Source organism: Isoptericola sp. NPDC019571 (assembly GCF_044389385.1).
Lineage (GTDB): Bacteria > Actinomycetota > Actinomycetes > Actinomycetales > Cellulomonadaceae > Isoptericola > Isoptericola nanjingensis.
In genome coordinates this window covers 269773-285213 of record NZ_JBIRXZ010000003.1, presented here as the reverse complement: position 1 = coordinate 285213, position 15441 = coordinate 269773, and the positions used below count along the sequence as shown (strand labels likewise).

General features: G+C 75.3%; 16 protein-coding genes and 1 pseudogene. 11 read left to right on the top strand and 6 right to left on the bottom strand.

Annotated features, from left to right (window positions below):
* The first annotated feature begins 10 nt into the window (after positions 1-10).
* Complete coding sequence (locus ACH443_RS07090) at positions 11-388, top strand: ArsR/SmtB family transcription factor (RefSeq protein ID WP_430589889.1); 378 nt, start codon at positions 11-13, stop codon at positions 386-388.
* Entirely contained in the window at positions 385-885 is a 501-nt protein-coding gene (locus ACH443_RS07085) for an SRPBCC family protein (protein ID WP_430589888.1), read from the top strand. The genes ACH443_RS07090 and ACH443_RS07085 overlap by 4 nt, the downstream gene beginning before the upstream one ends.
* Positions 886-972: 87 nt before the next feature.
* Here ACH443_RS07085 and ACH443_RS07080 read toward each other — a convergent pair whose 3' ends face one another.
* Positions 973-1740 carry an SDR family NAD(P)-dependent oxidoreductase gene (locus tag ACH443_RS07080; protein WP_429764067.1) on the bottom strand — a complete coding sequence of 256 codons (768 nt, stop codon included), beginning with the start codon at positions 1738-1740 and terminating at the stop codon, positions 973-975.
* 172 nt (positions 1741-1912) lie between these two features.
* Entirely contained in the window at positions 1913-2935 is a 1023-nt protein-coding gene (locus ACH443_RS07075; RefSeq protein WP_430589887.1) for an epimerase, read from the bottom strand.
* Positions 2936-3026: 91 nt separating this feature from the next.
* Here ACH443_RS07075 and ACH443_RS07070 point away from each other — a divergent pair, with 91 nt between their 5' ends.
* Complete coding sequence (locus ACH443_RS07070; protein WP_430589886.1) at positions 3027-3614, top strand: HD domain-containing protein; 588 nt, start codon at positions 3027-3029, stop codon at positions 3612-3614.
* 172 nt (positions 3615-3786) lie between these two features.
* Positions 3787-4251: a GNAT family N-acetyltransferase gene (locus ACH443_RS07065; protein ID WP_430557431.1), complete on the top strand. Its 465-nt coding sequence runs from the start codon at positions 3787-3789 to the stop codon at positions 4249-4251.
* Here ACH443_RS07065 and ACH443_RS07060 read toward each other — a convergent pair.
* Complete coding sequence (locus ACH443_RS07060) at positions 4235-5647, bottom strand: MFS transporter (RefSeq protein ID WP_430589885.1); 1413 nt, start codon at positions 5645-5647, stop codon at positions 4235-4237. The genes ACH443_RS07065 and ACH443_RS07060 overlap by 17 nt on opposite strands.
* A 61-nt stretch (positions 5648-5708) precedes the next feature.
* Between ACH443_RS07060 and eis the strand changes: the two genes are divergently transcribed.
* The 6 genes and pseudogenes from eis to mqo form a co-directional block, all read left to right on the top strand.
* The gene (gene eis / locus ACH443_RS07055; protein WP_430589884.1) at positions 5709-6950 is read left to right on the top strand and encodes an enhanced intracellular survival protein Eis; all 1242 of its coding nucleotides are present in this window, start codon (positions 5709-5711) and stop codon (positions 6948-6950) included.
* An 11-nt stretch (positions 6951-6961) separates the two neighbouring features.
* Positions 6962-7408, top strand: coding sequence for a DUF2809 domain-containing protein (locus ACH443_RS07050; RefSeq protein WP_430589883.1), 447 nt, complete (start codon positions 6962-6964; stop codon positions 7406-7408).
* A 19-nt stretch (positions 7409-7427) separates the two neighbouring features.
* Positions 7428-8021, top strand: coding sequence for a TetR/AcrR family transcriptional regulator (locus tag ACH443_RS07045; protein WP_430589882.1), 594 nt, complete (start codon positions 7428-7430; stop codon positions 8019-8021).
* Positions 8018-8701: a pyridoxal 5'-phosphate synthase gene (locus ACH443_RS07040; protein WP_430589881.1), complete on the top strand. Its 684-nt coding sequence runs from the start codon at positions 8018-8020 to the stop codon at positions 8699-8701. The genes ACH443_RS07045 and ACH443_RS07040 overlap by 4 nt, the downstream gene beginning before the upstream one ends.
* Positions 8698-9399: a maleylpyruvate isomerase family mycothiol-dependent enzyme gene (locus ACH443_RS07035; RefSeq protein WP_430589880.1), complete on the top strand. Its 702-nt coding sequence runs from the start codon at positions 8698-8700 to the stop codon at positions 9397-9399. Before ACH443_RS07040 ends, ACH443_RS07035 begins: the two co-directional genes overlap by 4 nt.
* A 109-nt stretch (positions 9400-9508) precedes the next feature.
* A pseudogene (gene mqo / locus ACH443_RS07030) lies at positions 9509-11068 on the top strand (malate dehydrogenase (quinone)); the annotation flags it as partial.
* 21 nt (positions 11069-11089) lie between these two features.
* On the opposite strand, the gene pntB reads toward mqo, so the two are convergent.
* From pntB to ACH443_RS07015, 3 genes are read right to left on the bottom strand one after another with little or no spacing between them, the layout of a single operon-like run.
* On the bottom strand, positions 11090-12511 hold the full coding sequence (gene pntB, locus ACH443_RS07025; RefSeq protein ID WP_430589879.1) for a Re/Si-specific NAD(P)(+) transhydrogenase subunit beta: 1422 nt from the start codon (positions 12509-12511) through the stop codon (positions 11090-11092).
* Positions 12508-14073 (bottom strand): Re/Si-specific NAD(P)(+) transhydrogenase subunit alpha, encoded by a 1566-nt coding sequence (locus ACH443_RS07020; protein ID WP_430589878.1) that lies wholly within the window; start codon positions 14071-14073, stop codon positions 12508-12510. Before ACH443_RS07020 ends, pntB begins: the two co-directional genes overlap by 4 nt.
* Before the next feature lie 11 nt (positions 14074-14084).
* Positions 14085-14531, bottom strand: coding sequence for a pyridoxamine 5'-phosphate oxidase family protein (locus ACH443_RS07015; RefSeq protein WP_430589877.1), 447 nt, complete (start codon positions 14529-14531; stop codon positions 14085-14087).
* A gap of 172 nt (positions 14532-14703) precedes the next feature.
* On the opposite strand from ACH443_RS07015, the gene ACH443_RS07010 reads away from it, so the two are divergent.
* Positions 14704-15414, top strand: a complete 711-nt coding sequence (locus ACH443_RS07010) for a rhamnogalacturonan acetylesterase (protein WP_430589876.1) — start codon at positions 14704-14706, stop codon at positions 15412-15414.
* Positions 15415-15441: the final 27 nt, after the last annotated feature.

The window sequence follows — 15441 nt, the reverse complement described above, 5'->3', positions numbered from 1 at the left end:
GGTTGGGCTCATGGCACGCGCAGCGACGACGACGGATGCGTTCAACGCGGTGGCCGAGCCCCGGCGCCGCGAGATCCTCGACGCGCTGGCGCAGCAGGAACGGGGCGTCGGCGAGCTCGCCGAGCTGCTCCACGTCGCCCAGCCCCTGGTCTCCAAGCACCTCAAGGTGCTGCGGGAGGTCGGGCTGGTCGAGGTCCGCGACGACGGCCGTCGTCGCCTCTACCGCGCGGACGCCCGGCCCCTGCAGGAGATCCACGCATGGGTCGGCCGGTACGAGCGGCTGTGGGAGGAGCGGTTCGAGCTCATCGACGAGCTGCTCGACACCCTGGACGACCCGCCGGGCACCCGCCCGGACCAGCCCCCGGAGCCCCGAGGAGATCGATCATGACCAGCACCACCACCGGCACCGCCGTCCTGACGCTGCCGAACGACACCGACATCCAGGTCGTGCGCCGGTTCGCCGCCCCCGCGGCCGACGTCTGGCGCGTGTTCACCGAGCCCGAGCTGATCGCGCGTTGGTGGGCCGGCAAGCGGGGCACCGTGACGAGCATCGAGATCGACCCGCGCCCCGGCGGCACCTACCGCTACGCGATGGAGGCCGACGGCGGCTTCGAGGTCGCGTTCCACGGCGAGTTCACCGAGGTGGTCCCGCCGGAGCGCCTGGTGCACACCGAGGTCTTCGAGGGCATGCCCGACGGCGACGCCGCGGCGACCATGAACACCTACACCTTCACGGAGGAGGACGGCGCCACCACTCTCACGCTCGTCACGCGCGCGCCGAGCAAGGAGGTCCGCGACGCGATCATCGAGTCCGGCATGGAGGGCGGGCTGCAGGAGGGCTTCGACCTCGTCGACGAGCTCGCCGCGTCCCTCGCCTCCCGCTGACCCGAACGCCGAACAGGCGGTTGCACCGGTATGCGACCGGATCGAGGCCCGTACCGGTGGCAACCGCCTGTTCGACGCGGCGTGAGGTCAGACGGCGGTGTAGCCGCCGTCGATCAGCCAGTACGCGCCGGTGACGAACGACGCGTCGTCCGAGAGCAGGAACCGTACGACGCGCGCGACCTCCTCGGGCTCGCCGAGGCGGCCGAGCGGGTGCTTGGCGACGAGCGCCTCGCGGGCCTCGGCGGGAAGGCTCGACTCGACCAGCGGCGTCTTGATGTACGCCGGGCCGACCGCGTTGATGCGCAGCCCCTGCGGGCCGTACTCGGCGGCGGCGTTCTTCGTGATGCCGACGACGCCGTGCTTGGCGGCCGTGTAGGCGCCGTTGCCGAGCGCCGCGACGGTGCCGTGGATCGACGCCATGTTGACGATCGCGCTCTCGCCGGCGCCCCGCTCGAGCATCGCCGGGATCTGCGCCCGCATCCCGTAGAGCACGCCGTTGAGGTTGATGTCGATGACCCGGTCCCAGTCGTCCAGGTCGGTCTCCCCCGCCGGCGCCTGCTGGCCGCCGATGCCCGCGTTGTTCACGGCGTAGTTGAGCCCGCCGAACGTGGCCTTCGCGAACTCGACGGCCCGGGCGGAGTCCTCCTTCACCGCGGTGTTCTGCTCGAACGCCGCGGCCTCGCCGCCGGCGGCGACGATCTCGTCGGCCACGCGCTGCGCGGCGTCCAACCGGATGTCGGTCACCACGACCCGGGCGCCGTGCGCCGCGAGCTCCTTGCTCACCGCCTCGCCGATGCCCGAACCGCCGCCCGTCACGAGCGCCACCCGACCCGCGAGACTGCTGCCTGCCGCCATGTCCGTACTCCTTCGCACCACGCCCCGACGGGCAGGGACGCGGTCTGCGTGACGACGGCCCGGACGGGACGAACGACCGCCCCGTCACCTTCGTGAGGGAAAGGGCGCTGACCCTTCGACCGTAAGCCCGCGCGCCGGGCGCCGAGGCCCGCTCTCCCCCGAGAGTGACGCACTAGACGCCGGAGGCCTTCCGCGCCGTCCGGCGCACGGCGGCCTCGACGTCGGCGACGACGTCGGCCTCCTCGTCCGCGGTCAGCCCGGTGACGTGCGCGTCGGGCGTCGCGCGGAGCCACGCCAGGGTGTCGCGCGCCGTCTCCTCGACCGGTCGCGGCGCCAGGCCGGCCTCAGTCGCGGGCGCGGCGTCGTGCGCGGGCATCCCCGCGTACTCGGGCCGCGGCAGCCACAGCGGCAGCGACCGCTCCCCCGACCACGGCCGGACGCCCGCCGCCTCCAGGGCGGCGTCGTCCGCCCACACCCAGCGCGGCGCGGCGCCGACACCGCGCGCCACCGCGGCGAGCAGGTCGCCCACCGCGGTCACCGGCCCGACGGCGTCGAAGGTCCCCTCGGCGCGGCGCTCGGCCAGGTCCACCACCCAGGCTGCGAGGTCACGCACGTCGATCACCTGCACGGGGTCCGCGGGGTCGCCCGGCGACAGCACGTCGGCGGCGCCAGCCGGCACCCGACCCAGGCGCGCCGGCCAGTACGCGAACCGTCCGCTCGGGTCGCCCGGGCCCACGATGAGGCCGGGGCGCACGACGACGGCGGTGGCCGCGCCGTCGCGGACGGCGTTCTCGCACGCGACCTTCATCGCGCCGTAGGTCACCGGGTCCCCCGCCCCGTCGACGTCGTCCGGCTGAGGCTCGCGCAGCCGCCCGACGCCGGGACCGCCCGGATCGGCGTCGTCCGCGTACACGTTGACCGTCGAGACGAACACCCAGTGCGCGTCGGGCAGCGCCGCGACCGCGCGTCGCACGTGCGACGGGGTGCGCGACACGTCCACGACGGCGTCGAACCCCTCCGCCGCGAGGTCCTCCCGGAACGGGTCCGCGCGGTCCAGCGGCACATGCCGCACGCCCTCCGGCACCGTCCCCGACCGGCCGCGGTTCGCGGCCACCACCTCGTGCCCGCGCGCCGCGGCGTCCGCCGCGACCGCCCTCGACAGGAACACCGAACCACCCAGCACCAGGAGCCTCATGGCCCCACCCTGGCGCACCCCGACGCCGCCCGCCCCCGCCTTCCGCCCGCGGCAGAACGTCCGGGGACGCCGACGCGGTACCGTCCGTGCCATGACCGACGCGCTGCCCGACGGGCTGCCCCCATCCGTGCCCGTCCGCGCGGCGTTCGACGTGCTCGTGCGCTCCTCCCCCGCGGCGCTCGTGCACCACGCCGTGCGCTCCACCCTGCTGGCGGCCGACCTCGGGCGGCGGCTGGCCCTCCCCCTCGACGACGAGGTGCTCGCCGTCGCGGGTCTCCTGCACGACACCGGCCTGACCGCCGGCTTCGACGCGCACGCCGAACCGTTCGAGGTCGCGGGCGGGAACGTGGCGTGGGCGGTCGCCGCGGGCGCGGGCTGGTCGGTCGACCGTCGCGACCGGGTGGCGCGCGCGGTCGTCGACCACATGCTCGACGACGAAGACGTCCCGGCGGACGAGCGCCCGGAGGGGTACCTGCTCGCCCGGTCCACCGGCGCCGACGTCAGCGGCCGCGGCCTCGAGCACTGGCACACGACGCTCCGCGCCGACCTGGAGGCCCGCTGGCCGCGGCTCGACTTCCGCGACACGTTCAGCGCCTGCCTCCGGGACCAGGCCGCGCGCAAGCCCGCGTCGGTCGTGGCCGCCTACGTCGCCGCGGGCGGGGCCGACCGGGTGCGCTGAGCGCCGCCGGGCGCCCGCCGCGACCTCACCGTCCGGACGCCGGCACCCGCGATCACCAGCGCTGCGCGACGTCCTCCGCCCCACCGTCGAGGCCGTCGACGTCGAGGCGTGCGCCGTCGTCGGTCGTGACCCGGCGGCGGGCGAGGCTGGCGCCGCCTGCTAGCGTCCGGGCGTGCCCGACTCCCCCGCCCCCGCCGTCACCTTCCGCCTCGCGACCCGCGACGACCTGCCGCGCGTCGTCGAGCTCATCGCCGACGACGCCGTCGCCGCCGCCCGGACCGGCATGTTCGGCCCCGCGCACGTCGCGGGATTCGAGGCGGTCGACGCCAGCCCGAACGACGAGCTGGTCGTCGCCGAGCTGGACGGCGCGGTGGTGGGCTGCATGCAGCTGACGTTCGTGCCCGGCATCTCGCGCAACGGCGCGACGCGGCTCCTCGTCGAGGCGGTGCGCGTCGACGCCGCGCTGCGTGGTCAGGGCCTCGGCCGGGCGCTCATGGCGCACGCCCACGAGCGTGGCCGCGAGCGCGGCTGCGTCCTGGCCCAGCTCACGTCGGACAAGCAGCGCCCGGACGCACACCGGTTCTACCGGTCGCTCGGCTACGCGCAGTCGCACGAGGGCTTCAAGCTGCCCCTGTGACGTCGGGACCGTCGGCGTCCGCCGCGCCGGACGCCGCCGGGCGGCGCACGTCCCGGATGCCGACCATGCTCACCAGGCCGCCGAGCACGAGCAGCCCCGCGGTGACCAGCAGCGCGCGGTGGAACGACGCGACGTCGAGCACCCCGCCGAGGATGACGCCGGCGAACGCGACGGTCAGCAGCCCGGCCACGCGCGAGACGGCGTTGTTCACCGCGGAGGCGATGCCGGCGTCCGCGGGCGGCGCCGCCCCGAGGATCGCCGCCGTCAGCGGAGCGACCGTGATGGACAGGCCCAGGCCGAACACGAGCAGGCCCGGCAGCACCTGCGTGACGAAGTGCGCGCTCGCGTCCATCGTGAGGAGCAGCAGGTAGCCGGCGCCCGCGACCACCGGCCCGATCGTCATGAACCACCGGGCCCCGTACCGGGCGGCGAGGGTGCCGAAGCGCGTCGACAGCGCGAGCATCGCGAGGGTCGACGGCAGCTGCGCGACCCCGGCGGCGGTGGCCGAGTAGCCCGCCACCTGCTGCAGGAACAGGCCGAGCACGAACCCGCCGAGCGAGAGCGCCCCGTAGACGGCGAACGTCGCGACGTTGCCCCACGCGAAGTTGCGCGCGGCGAACAGGCGGGGCGGCATCATCGGGTCGCGCGCCCGCCGCTCGTAGACCACGAACGCGACCAGCAGCACCGCGCCGACGGCGACGGCGGCCCACGTCCGCTCGATGAGCCCGTACACGCCCGCCGCGAGGCCGGTCGCGGCGAGCACGGCGCCCGGCACGTCGAGCCGGCGCCCGGTGGTCTGGTGCACCTCGGGCACGGGCCGCAGCAGCACCAGCGTGACGACGACGACCGGCAGGTTGATCCAGAACACCCAGCGCCAGGACAACAGGTCGACCAGGCCGCCGCCGACGAACGGGCCCACGATCATCGCCGTCCCGGTCCAGGCCGTCCATCGTCCGATGGCGCGGCCCTGCGCCTCACCCTCGAACGTCGAGATGATGAGTGCCAGCGAGCTCGGCACCAGCAGCGCCCCGGCCACCCCCTGCAGCAGGCGGGCGCCCACGAGGACCGGGCCGGTCGGCGCGAGCGCGCACAGCACCGACGCCGCGGCGAACCCCACCAGCCCCGCGACGAGCACCCGGCGCCGCCCGTACAGGTCCGACAGGGACCCCGCGAGCAGGATGAGCGAACCGAGCGTGACGAGGTAGCCGTCCACCACCCACTGCTGCAGGCTGAGCCGCGCCTCCCCCGAGCCGCCGAGCTCGTCGCCGATGGCGGGCAGGGCCACGTTCACGACCGTGCCGTCGAGGAACGACACGAACGAGGCCAGGATCGCGACCACCAGGACGCGGCTGCGCAGCCGCGCCTGCGTCGCGTCGGGCACGGACGGTGTGCTCACCGGATCACGGTACGGCGCAATGCCGGTGACGCGCCCGCTGCGGCGCGCTACCGTCACCGACGTGAGCAGCGACGCGAGACCAGAGTTCCGGCGCACCGCCATCACCGACGTCCCCGCCTCGCGGCGCCTCGGCGCCGAGGCGTTCGGCGTGCCGTCCACGCCCGCACCCGACCCCGACCCGGCGGCCTGGCCCCTGCCGAACATCCGGCCCTGGGTCGCGACGGACGCGGGAGAGGTCGTCGCCGGGCTGGGCGTCCGGTCGTTCACGTCGTGGTTCCACGGCGCCCGGCTGCCCACCGCAGGCTTCGCGGGCGTCACCGTCGCCGCGGAGCACCGGGGCTCCGGGCTGCTCCGCCCGCTGATGGAGGCCGCGCTCGCCGAGGCCCGCGCGCTCGGCGACGTCGTCTCGACGCTCTACCCGTCGTCGGCGGGCATCTACCGCGGGCTGGGCTACGAGGTGGTCGGCGCCTTCGAGGACGTGCAGATCCCGATGGCGGCGCTCGCGGCCGTGCCCCGGCCCGCCGAGGGCGTGCGTGCCCGGCGCGCCACCGCCGCCGACGTCCCCGCCGTCCGGCGGGTGTACGAGCAGTGGGCGTCCGCGCAGAACGGGCCGCTCTCGCGCGGCGAGACGCCGTTCACCATGGAGGCCGACGAGATGGTCGGGCCCGACGCCGAGTACACCGGCGTCAGCCTCGCGGTGCGCGGCGCGGGGGCGGACGAGGAGGTGCTGGGCTTCGCGAGCTGGTCGCGCGGTCAGGGCTACGACCGCACCAACACCATCGAGGTCGACGACCTCGTCGCGCTCGTCCCCGACGCTGCACGCGTCCTGTGGCGTGTGCTCGCCTCGTTCGCGTCGGTCGCGGGCGGGGTGCAGGTCTGCACGTCGGGCGGCTGGTCGGGGGTCGACGTGTCGCGTCTCGTGCTGCCCGACCACGCGGCCACCTCCGCGCCGCGCCCGTACATGCTGCGCCTGCTCGACGTGCCCGGCGCGCTCGGCGCCTCCCGCGTGGCCCCGGTGACGGCCCGCGTCCCGTTCGCCGTCGTCGACCCGCGGACGCCGGACCTCGAGGGCGAGTGGACCCTCGAGGCGGCCGACGGCGCGGTGCGCGTCTCGCCCGACGACGCCGCGACCGCCGGCGACCGCCTGACGTTCACGTCCGCCGGGCTGGCCGCGACGTGGGCGGGCGCGCAGTCGACGGCGAACGCCCGGCTCGCGGGCGGCGTCTCGGGACCCGACGCGCACGACGCCCTCTGGGACGCCCTGTGGGGCGGTCGCCAGGTGCACGTGCGCGACTACTTCTGAGGCGCTCTGCCGTGCCCGGCCGCGATCCCTCCTCCGCCACCGTGGCCCGCGCGCTCACACCCCGGCTCGCGCTGCTCCTGCTGGCGGTCGTCGTCGCGCGCGTCGGGCGGCTGGCCGAGCACCGGCTCCCGGACCCGGTCGGCGACGCGCTCGGCGACGTGCTGGCCGCGGCTCTCGTCGCCGTGCTCGTCCTGGTCGTCCGCCCCGGGATGCACCCGCTCGCGGCGGGCCTGACCGGGTTCGGTCTCTGCGCGGCGGTCGAGCTGCTGCGGCTGACCCCGCTGCCCGGGGCGCTCGCCGAGCGGTGGCCCGCCCTCGCCCCGGTGCTCGACCCCGCCTTCTCCCCGACGGTCCTGCTCTGGTCCGCGGTGGGCGCCGCCGTCGGCGGGGCGGCGGGCGTCGCCCTCGTGCGCGCCGTCTCCCGGCGCGGGCGCGCGAGGACTAGCCGCCATACCTAGAGGTAGGTATGGTATCCGCATGAGCACGTCGACCGATGCGCGCGACCGCCTCGTCGCCGCCGCGCAGGAGATGTTCGCCGCCCAGGGCGTGGGCGCCACCAGCCCCCGCCAGGTCCTGGCAGCCAGCGGCGTGGGGCAGGGCAGCCTGTACCACCACTTCCCGACGAAGCACGACCTCGCCGCAGCCGCCGTCGGCGCCACCGTCGAGAGCGCGCTCACCGCGGCGCGCCGCGACCTGGAGGGCACGGCGCCGGCCCTCGACCGCGTCGTCGCCTACGTCGAGCGCCCCCGCGACGCCCTGGCCGGCTGCAAGGTCGGCCGTCTCACCAGCGACCAGGCCGTCATGGACGACGACGGCCTGCGCGACGTCGTCACCGCCTACTTCGTCCGCCTGCTCGACGTCGTCGCCACGACCCTGCGCGAGGCGGGCCTGCCCGACGACGCCGCCCGCGACCGCGCGCACGCCGCCGTCGCGATCGTGCAGGGGGGCTACGTGCTCGCCCGCGCCACCGGCGCCCCCGACGCGATGCAGGCCGCCGTGCGCGGCTTCGTGACGCTCCTGACCGACCTTCCCGACGACCGGCGCACCGACCCCACCCAGGAGACCATGTGACCTTCCGCGAGCGCCTGCGCGCCCTGCCGACCTTCCCGCCCGGGCTGCCGCCGTTCGGCGTCGACCTGGACGACCTCGCCACCGCCCCCGCCACGCCGCAGGAGCTCTTCGCGCAGTGGTTCGACGACGCGCTCGCCGCGGGTGTCGGCGCCCCGCACGCGGCGACCCTGTCGACGGCGGACGCCGAGGGCCACGTGCACGCGCGCACCCTCGTGATCAAGGACGTCACCGCCGACGGCTGGTGGTTCGCCGGCCATGCGACCAGCCCCAAGGGCCGCGACCTGGCCGAGAACGCGCACGCGGCGCTCACGGTGTTCTGGCGCGAGCTCGGCCGGCAGGTCCGCGTCACCGGACACGCCGCCTCCGCCGGCCCCGAGGCAGGAGCGGCGGACTTCCACGCCCGCCCGGACGGCTCGCGCGCGGCCGGGCTCGTCGGCCACCAGAGCGAGCCGCTGGGCTCCCGCCAGGAGTACTGGGACGCCTTCGCCCGCCGCCTCGGGGACACCCGCGAGGACCCGGCCGTCGTCGCCCCCGCCTGGACCGCCTGGGTGCTGGCCCCCGCCACCGTGGAGTTCTGGGCGGCGAGCGACGACAAGGGCCAGTCCCGCCTCCGCTACCGCACCGACCCGAGCACGACGGAGAACGACCCCACCTGGACCAAGGAGCTGTTGTGGCCGTGACGACCCCTGACACCGCCCGCGCGCACGCCCTGGCCGACGCGGACGCCGCGCTCGCCGCCCTGATCGACGTCGTCCGCACCCTGCCCGAGGGCGCGGGCGCCGACCCGTCGCCCCTGGACGGGTGGAGCCGTGGGCACGTGCTCTCGCACGTGGCGAACGTCGGCGCCGCGCTCGCCCGGCAGGCGGAGCACGCCGCGCGCGGCGAGAAGATCGCGCCCTACGACGGCGGACAGGCCGGCCGCGACGCCGCCATCGAGGCGGGCGCGGGCCGCACGGCGACCGAGCACGCGGCGGCGCTCGAGGCCTCGCGCGCCCGTCTCGCCGCGGCATGGCCCGCGCCGGGCGACGCCCTCTGGTCCGCGCGGGTCGCCTACCGCGACGGGGTGCTGACTGACGCCCTGCTCGCCTGGTGGCGCGAGGCGCGCATCCACTCCGTCGACGCGACCGTCGGCCTCGGCGCCCGCGCCCTCGGGTACGACACGTGGGACGACGCGTTCTGCGCGCACCTGCGGGAGTTCCTCGCGGTGCGGCTCCCGGCGGACGGCGGTGGGCTCGAGCTCGTCGGTGACGCGCGCGACGTCGCCGCATGGCTCGCCGGGCGCACGCCCGAGCGGCCCGTCTCGGCGCTCCGGGACGGCGTCGCCGTGCCGCGGCCCGCGCTCGGCCCGTGGCCGTCGTCGGCGGCGCCGAAGCCCTGACCTGCGGCGGCGCCCAGCGGTCGGTGTGACCCACGTCACTGCAGGTCAGGGGCCCGTGTGAGGTTGCTCTCATTCTTTGTGACAGTTTTCACGCGCGGCGTATGGTGAGCCGGTGACTTCGAGTGCTACGACTGCTGGGGCCCCCACAGGGGCCGACGTCGACGTCGTCCTCATCGGCGGCGGAATCATGAGCGCCACGCTCGGCACGCTGCTCCAGCAGCTCGAGCCGTCGTGGTCCATCCGGATCTACGAGCGCCTGGACGACGTGGCGCAGGAGTCCTCGAACCCGTGGAACAACGCGGGCACCGGGCACGCCGCGCTCTGCGAGCTCAACTACACGCCCGAGCGCAAGGACGGCTCGATCGACATCACCAAGGCGGTGGCGATCAACGAGCAGTTCGAGATCTCTCGCGAGCTCTGGCAGCACCTGCTCGCCACCGGCCGCCTCAAGGACGACTCGTTCCTCAGCAACACCCCGCACATGACGTTCGTGCGCGGCGAGAAGAACGTGGACTACCTGCGCCGCCGGTACGAGACCCTGCGCGTGCACCCCCTCTTCCGCGACCTCGAGTACAGCACCGACCGCGCGACCGTCGGCCGCTGGGCGCCGCTCCTGACCATCGAGCGCGACGCCGACGAGCCGATCGCCGCGACCCGCGCGACGTCGGGCACCGACGTCGACTTCGGCAACCTCACGCGCCAGCTCGTGGACGGGCTCGTCGCGAACGGGGCCGAGCTCAAGCTGCAGCACGAGGTCAAGAGCCTCAAGCGCACCAAGGACGGCCGCTGGCGCCTGCGCGTCAAGGACCGCTCGTGGAACGCGCGGAACCGCACCAGCACCGTCACCGCGAAGTTCGTCTTCGTCGGCGCCGGCGGTGGCGCGCTCCCCCTGCTCCAGTCGGCCGGCATCCCCGAGATCAAGGGCTTCGGCGGTTTCCCGATCTCGGGCGAGTTCCTGCGCACCGACAACCCGGAGCTCGTCGCCCAGCACCAGGCCAAGGTGTACGGCAAGGCCGACGTCGGCGCCCCGCCGATGTCCGTGCCGCACCTCGACACCCGCGTGGTCGACGGCAAGACGTATCTCATGTTCGGCCCCTACGCCGGCTTCAGCCCCAAGTACCTCAAGAAGGGCAAGTACCTAGGCCTGATCACGTCGCTGCGCGCCAACAACGTCACGTCGATGCTCGGTGCAGGCCTCAAGAACCTCGACCTCACGCAGTACCTCGTCGGCCAGCTCATGGCCGCGCCCGAGACCAAGTTCCAGGCGCTGCAGCAGTTCATGCCGACCGCCCACCCCAAGGACTGGGAGAAGCTGACGGCCGGGCAGCGCGTGCAGGTCATCAAGCGCGACGCCGACGGCAAGGGCGTGCTGCAGTTCGGCACCGAGATCGTCACGGGAGCCGAAGGCTCCATCGCCGGCCTGCTGGGCGCCTCGCCGGGCGCCTCGACCGCGGCCTCCGCGATGGTCGACCTGCTCGAGCGGTGCTTCCCGTTCCGGTTCACCAAGTGGCGTCCCGAGCTCGCCTCGGTCATGCCCAGCCTGGACGGCGTGCCCGCCGACGCCAGCACGATCGACGCGACGCCGGTCCCCGACTCGCCGTCGTACCTGCACGCCGACGGCGTCCTGGACGCCGCGGTCTACGAGTCGCAGGCGGACTCCCGCTTCTGAGCTCGACCCTCCTCGGCGGCGTCAGAGAGCCTGGACGATCTTGTCCACCTGCTCCCTGGCGTCGCCGAAGAGCATCCGTGTGTTCTCGCGGAAGAACAGCGGGTTCTGCACGCCCGCGTAGCCGGTGGCGAGAGACCGCTTGAACACCACGACGTCGCGCGCCTTCCACGCCTCGATGACGGGCATGCCCGCGATGGGTGACGACGGGTCGTCCTGCGCCGCCGGGTTCACCGTGTCGTTCGCGCCGATGACGAGCACGACGTCGGTGCCGGGCAGGTCGGGGTTGACCTCGTCCATCTCGAGCACCAGGTCGTAGGGCACGCGCGCCTCGGCCAGCAGCACGTTCATGTGGCCCGGCAGCCGCCCCGCCACGGGGTGCACGCCGAACCGCACGGTCACGCCGCGCGCCCGCAGCCGCTCGGCGAGGTCCGCCACCGGGTGCTGCGCCTTCGCCACCGCCATGCCGTACCCGGGCACGACGACGACCGAGCGCGCCGCGGTGAGCAGTCCCGCCACCTCGTCCGGCGACGTCTCGCGCACCTCCCCCGCCTCCTGCGTGCCGCCGCCGGGGCCACCGGTCGCCCCCGCGCCGAAGCCGCCGAGCACGACGGACCAGAACGACCGGTTCATCGCCTGGCACATGAGGTAGCTGAGGATCGCGCCGGACGCCCCGACCAGGGCACCCGTGATGATGAGCAGGTCGTTGCCGAGCGTGAAGCCCGCCGCCGCCGCGGCCCAGCCGGAGTACGAGTTGAGCATCGACACGACGACCGGCATGTCCCCGCCGCCGATCGCGGCGACGAGGTGCCAGCCGAGCGCCAGCGCGACGAGCGTCATGAGCAGCAGCGGCAGGACCGCGGCCCCGACGTCCTCCGCGGTGACGAACCAGGCCAGCAGGCCGGCGGACGCGACGAGCGCCAGCAGGTTGAGCGCGTGCCGGCCGGGCAGCGTGAGCGGCGCCGAGGGCAGCCGCCCGGAGAGCTTTCCGAACGCCACGACCGAGCCCGTGAACGTCACCGCGCCGATGAGCACGCCGAGGAACACCTCGACGCGGTGCACGGTGTCGCCGCCCGCCGCCGCGGCACCCACCGGCTCCGCGAGGAACGAGCCGTAGCCCACCAGCACCGCCGAGAGCCCCACGAACGAGTGCAGCAGGGCGATGAGCTCCGGCATCTGCGTCATCTCGACGCGCCGCGCCCGCCACGACCCCACCGCCGCGCCCACGACCAGCACCAGCAGGATCAGCCCCGCCGTCACGGGCCACGGGCGCTGCGACCGGTCGAGCGCCAGCGCGATCGTCGCGGCGATCGCCAGCCCCATGCCGAGCATCCCGAGCACCGTGCCGCGCCGTGCGGACTCCTGCGCGGACAGCCCCGCCAAGGACAGCACGAACAGCAGCCCCGCGATCACGTACGCGGCCTGCGCGACCGACGTCACCGTCATGACGCCTCCCCGCCCGGGGTCTCACGACGGAACATGCCCAGCATCCTGCGGGTCACGAGGAACCCGCCGAACACGTTGACGCCCGCGAGCGCGGCGGCCACGACGGCGAGCGTCGTGACGAGCGGCGACGGGTCGCCGATCTGCAGCAGCGCGCCGACCATGATGATGCCGCTGATGGCGTTGGTCTGGGCCATGAGCGGCGTGTGCAGCGCGTGCGTGACGTTCGAGATCACGTAGAAGCCCACCACCACCGCGAGCGCGAACACCGTGTAGTGCCCGACGGCGTCCGGCGGCGAGGCGGCGATCAGCAGGCCGGCGGCCACGGCACCGAGCGCGCCCAGCACCGTGCGGCGCATCCCGCGGCGACGGCGCTCGGCCCCGGGGTCGGCGGCAGCAGCCTCGGGCGGCGGGGGCGCCGGGGCCGGTGGCGGCGCCGCGGACACCGCGACGGGCGGGGGCGGCCACGTCACCGCGCCCTCGTGGGTCACCGTCATGCCGCGGACCACCGGGTCGTCGAGGTCGAGCACCACCCGGCCGTCCTTCCCCGGCGTGAGCAGCGTGATCAGGTTCACGACCACCGTGCCGAGCAGCCGCGAGCTGTGCTGCGGCAGCCGCGCGGCCAGGTCCGTGTAGCCGAGCACGACGACCCCGCGGCCGGTGACCACCCGCTCCCCCGGCACCGTGGCCTCGCAGTTGCCGCCACCGGGCGCGGCGAGGTCCACGACCACCGAGCCGGGTCGCATCGCGTCCAGCATCGCGCGGGTGATCGTGGTGGGCGCCGCGCCGCGCACGAGGGCGGTCGTGACGACGACGTCCGCCCGCGCGGACTGCTCCGCGTACGCGCGCAGGGCCGCGGCCTCCTGGTCGGCGCTCTGCGCGCTCGCGTACCCGTCGGCGCTGACCTGCTGGACGGCGTCGTCGGCCCGCACGACGCGCGCGCCGAGCGACTCGATCTGCTCGGCCGCCTCGGGCCGCACGTCGAACGCGTGCACCTCGGCGCCGAGGCTCACCGCGGTGCCGATCGCGGCCAGGCCGGCCACGCCGGCGCCGATGACGAACACCCGCGCGGGCGGGGTGCTGCCCGCGGCCGTCACCTGACCGGTGAACATGCCGCCGAACTCCTCGGCCGCCTCGACCACCGCGCGGTAGCCGGCCACGTTGGACAGCGCCGACAGGACGTCCAGGGCCTGCGCGCGCGAGATGCGCGGCACCGCGTCGAGGGCCAGCGCCGTCACGCCGCGGGCGGCGAGCGCAGCCAGCAGGTCGGGGCTCGTCGGCGGGGCGAGCTGCGCGACGAGCGTCGCGCCCGGCCGCATCAGGTCGAGCTCGGCGAGGCCCGGCGCGTGCAGCGTGACCACGACGTCGGCCGCCCACACGTCGGCGCGGTCCGCGACACGGGCCCCCGCCGCCACGTAGTCGTGCGCGGGCAGGCGTGCGCCGTCCCCGACCCCGGGCTCCACGACGACGTCGTGCCCGAGGTCGACGAGGCGCCGCACCGCGTCCGGGGTGACGGCGACGAGGCGCGGGTCCGCCCCGGCGGTGCGGGGGGCTCCGATGCGCACGGCCGCCTCCCTCAGCGGACCGTGTCGTTCGGGGTGCCGAGCGAGCTGCGCAGGCTGCCCCACGCCGTCCAGCGGTCGACCTCGACCACGGCGGTCACGCGCGCGCGGTCCCGCACGCCGTACGCGTCGCCGGTGTAGTGGCGCGCGATGCGGTCGGTGTCGGCGAGGTCGACGTCGTCGCGCCACGCGGTGACGCGGCCGAGCAGGGTGGCGTGCGTGTACCAGTCGTCGTCCAGCACGGTGAGGCTGACGTGCGGGTTCGCGCGCAGGTGCTGCACCCGCTTGCGCGTCGCGTCGAGGTTCACCAGCACGTGCCAGCCGCCCGCGCCGTCCTCCTCGAGCAGGTACCACGTCGCCGCGGTGACGGGGCTGCCGTCCGGGCGGACGACGCCGATCACGGCGGGCTGGGGACGGCGCAGCAGGTCGAGCACGGGGCCCGGGAACGGCGGACGGGGCATCGCTGACTCCTCGCATACTCCGGTGGTGCGTGGCACGTGTCGGTCGCTCGGCGCCGACGCTACGCCCTGGACGTGCGCGGATGCACGCGATCTCGTCGTGTCGCACCCCCGCTAGGGTGATCGGCAAGCGCTTGCCCGGTTCCGGCCGTCCGCTCCCTCCGAAAGGACCCGCATGACCCGCACCGTCCATCTCGCCGGCGACTCCACCGCCGGCCCGAAGAGCCGCGCCGCCGCGCCCGAGACCGGCTGGGGCATGGCCCTGCCGTACTACCTCGACGACGCCGTCGCCGTCGCCAACCACGCGCGCAACGGCCGCAGCTCGCGCAGCTTCGTCGCCCAGGGCCGGCTCGACGCCGTGGCCCGCGACCTGCGGGCGGGCGACGTCCTGGTGATCCAGTTCGGCCACAACGACGCGAAGGTCGAGGACCCCGAGCGGTACACCGAGCCGTGGACGTCGTACACCGAGCACCTCGCCCGGTTCGTCGACGTCGCGCGCGCCGCCGGCGCGCGGCCGGTGCTCGCGACGTCGGTCGAACGACGCCGGTTCGACGACGCGGGCCGGGCCGTGCCCGCCCACGGCGAGTACCCCGACGCGATGCGCGCCCTCGCCGCGCGCGAGGACGTGCCGCTCGTGGACGTCCAGCGCGACTCGCTCGCGCTGTGGCACGACCTCGGGCCGGAGCGCACGCTGCACCTCTTCTTCCACGCCGACGACGGGCGCCGCGACGACACGCACTTCAACCCGCCCGGCGCGGGAGCCGTCGCCCGGCTCGTCGCGACCGGTCTCCTCACCGCGGGCGTCCTCGGGAGCCACGAGGTACGGCGGCTGGACGAGGACGTGCCCGACGCGTGGTTCCGCTGGCTCGACGACGAGCCCGCCTGAGCTCGGGGTTCCCGACAGCCCGGGCGG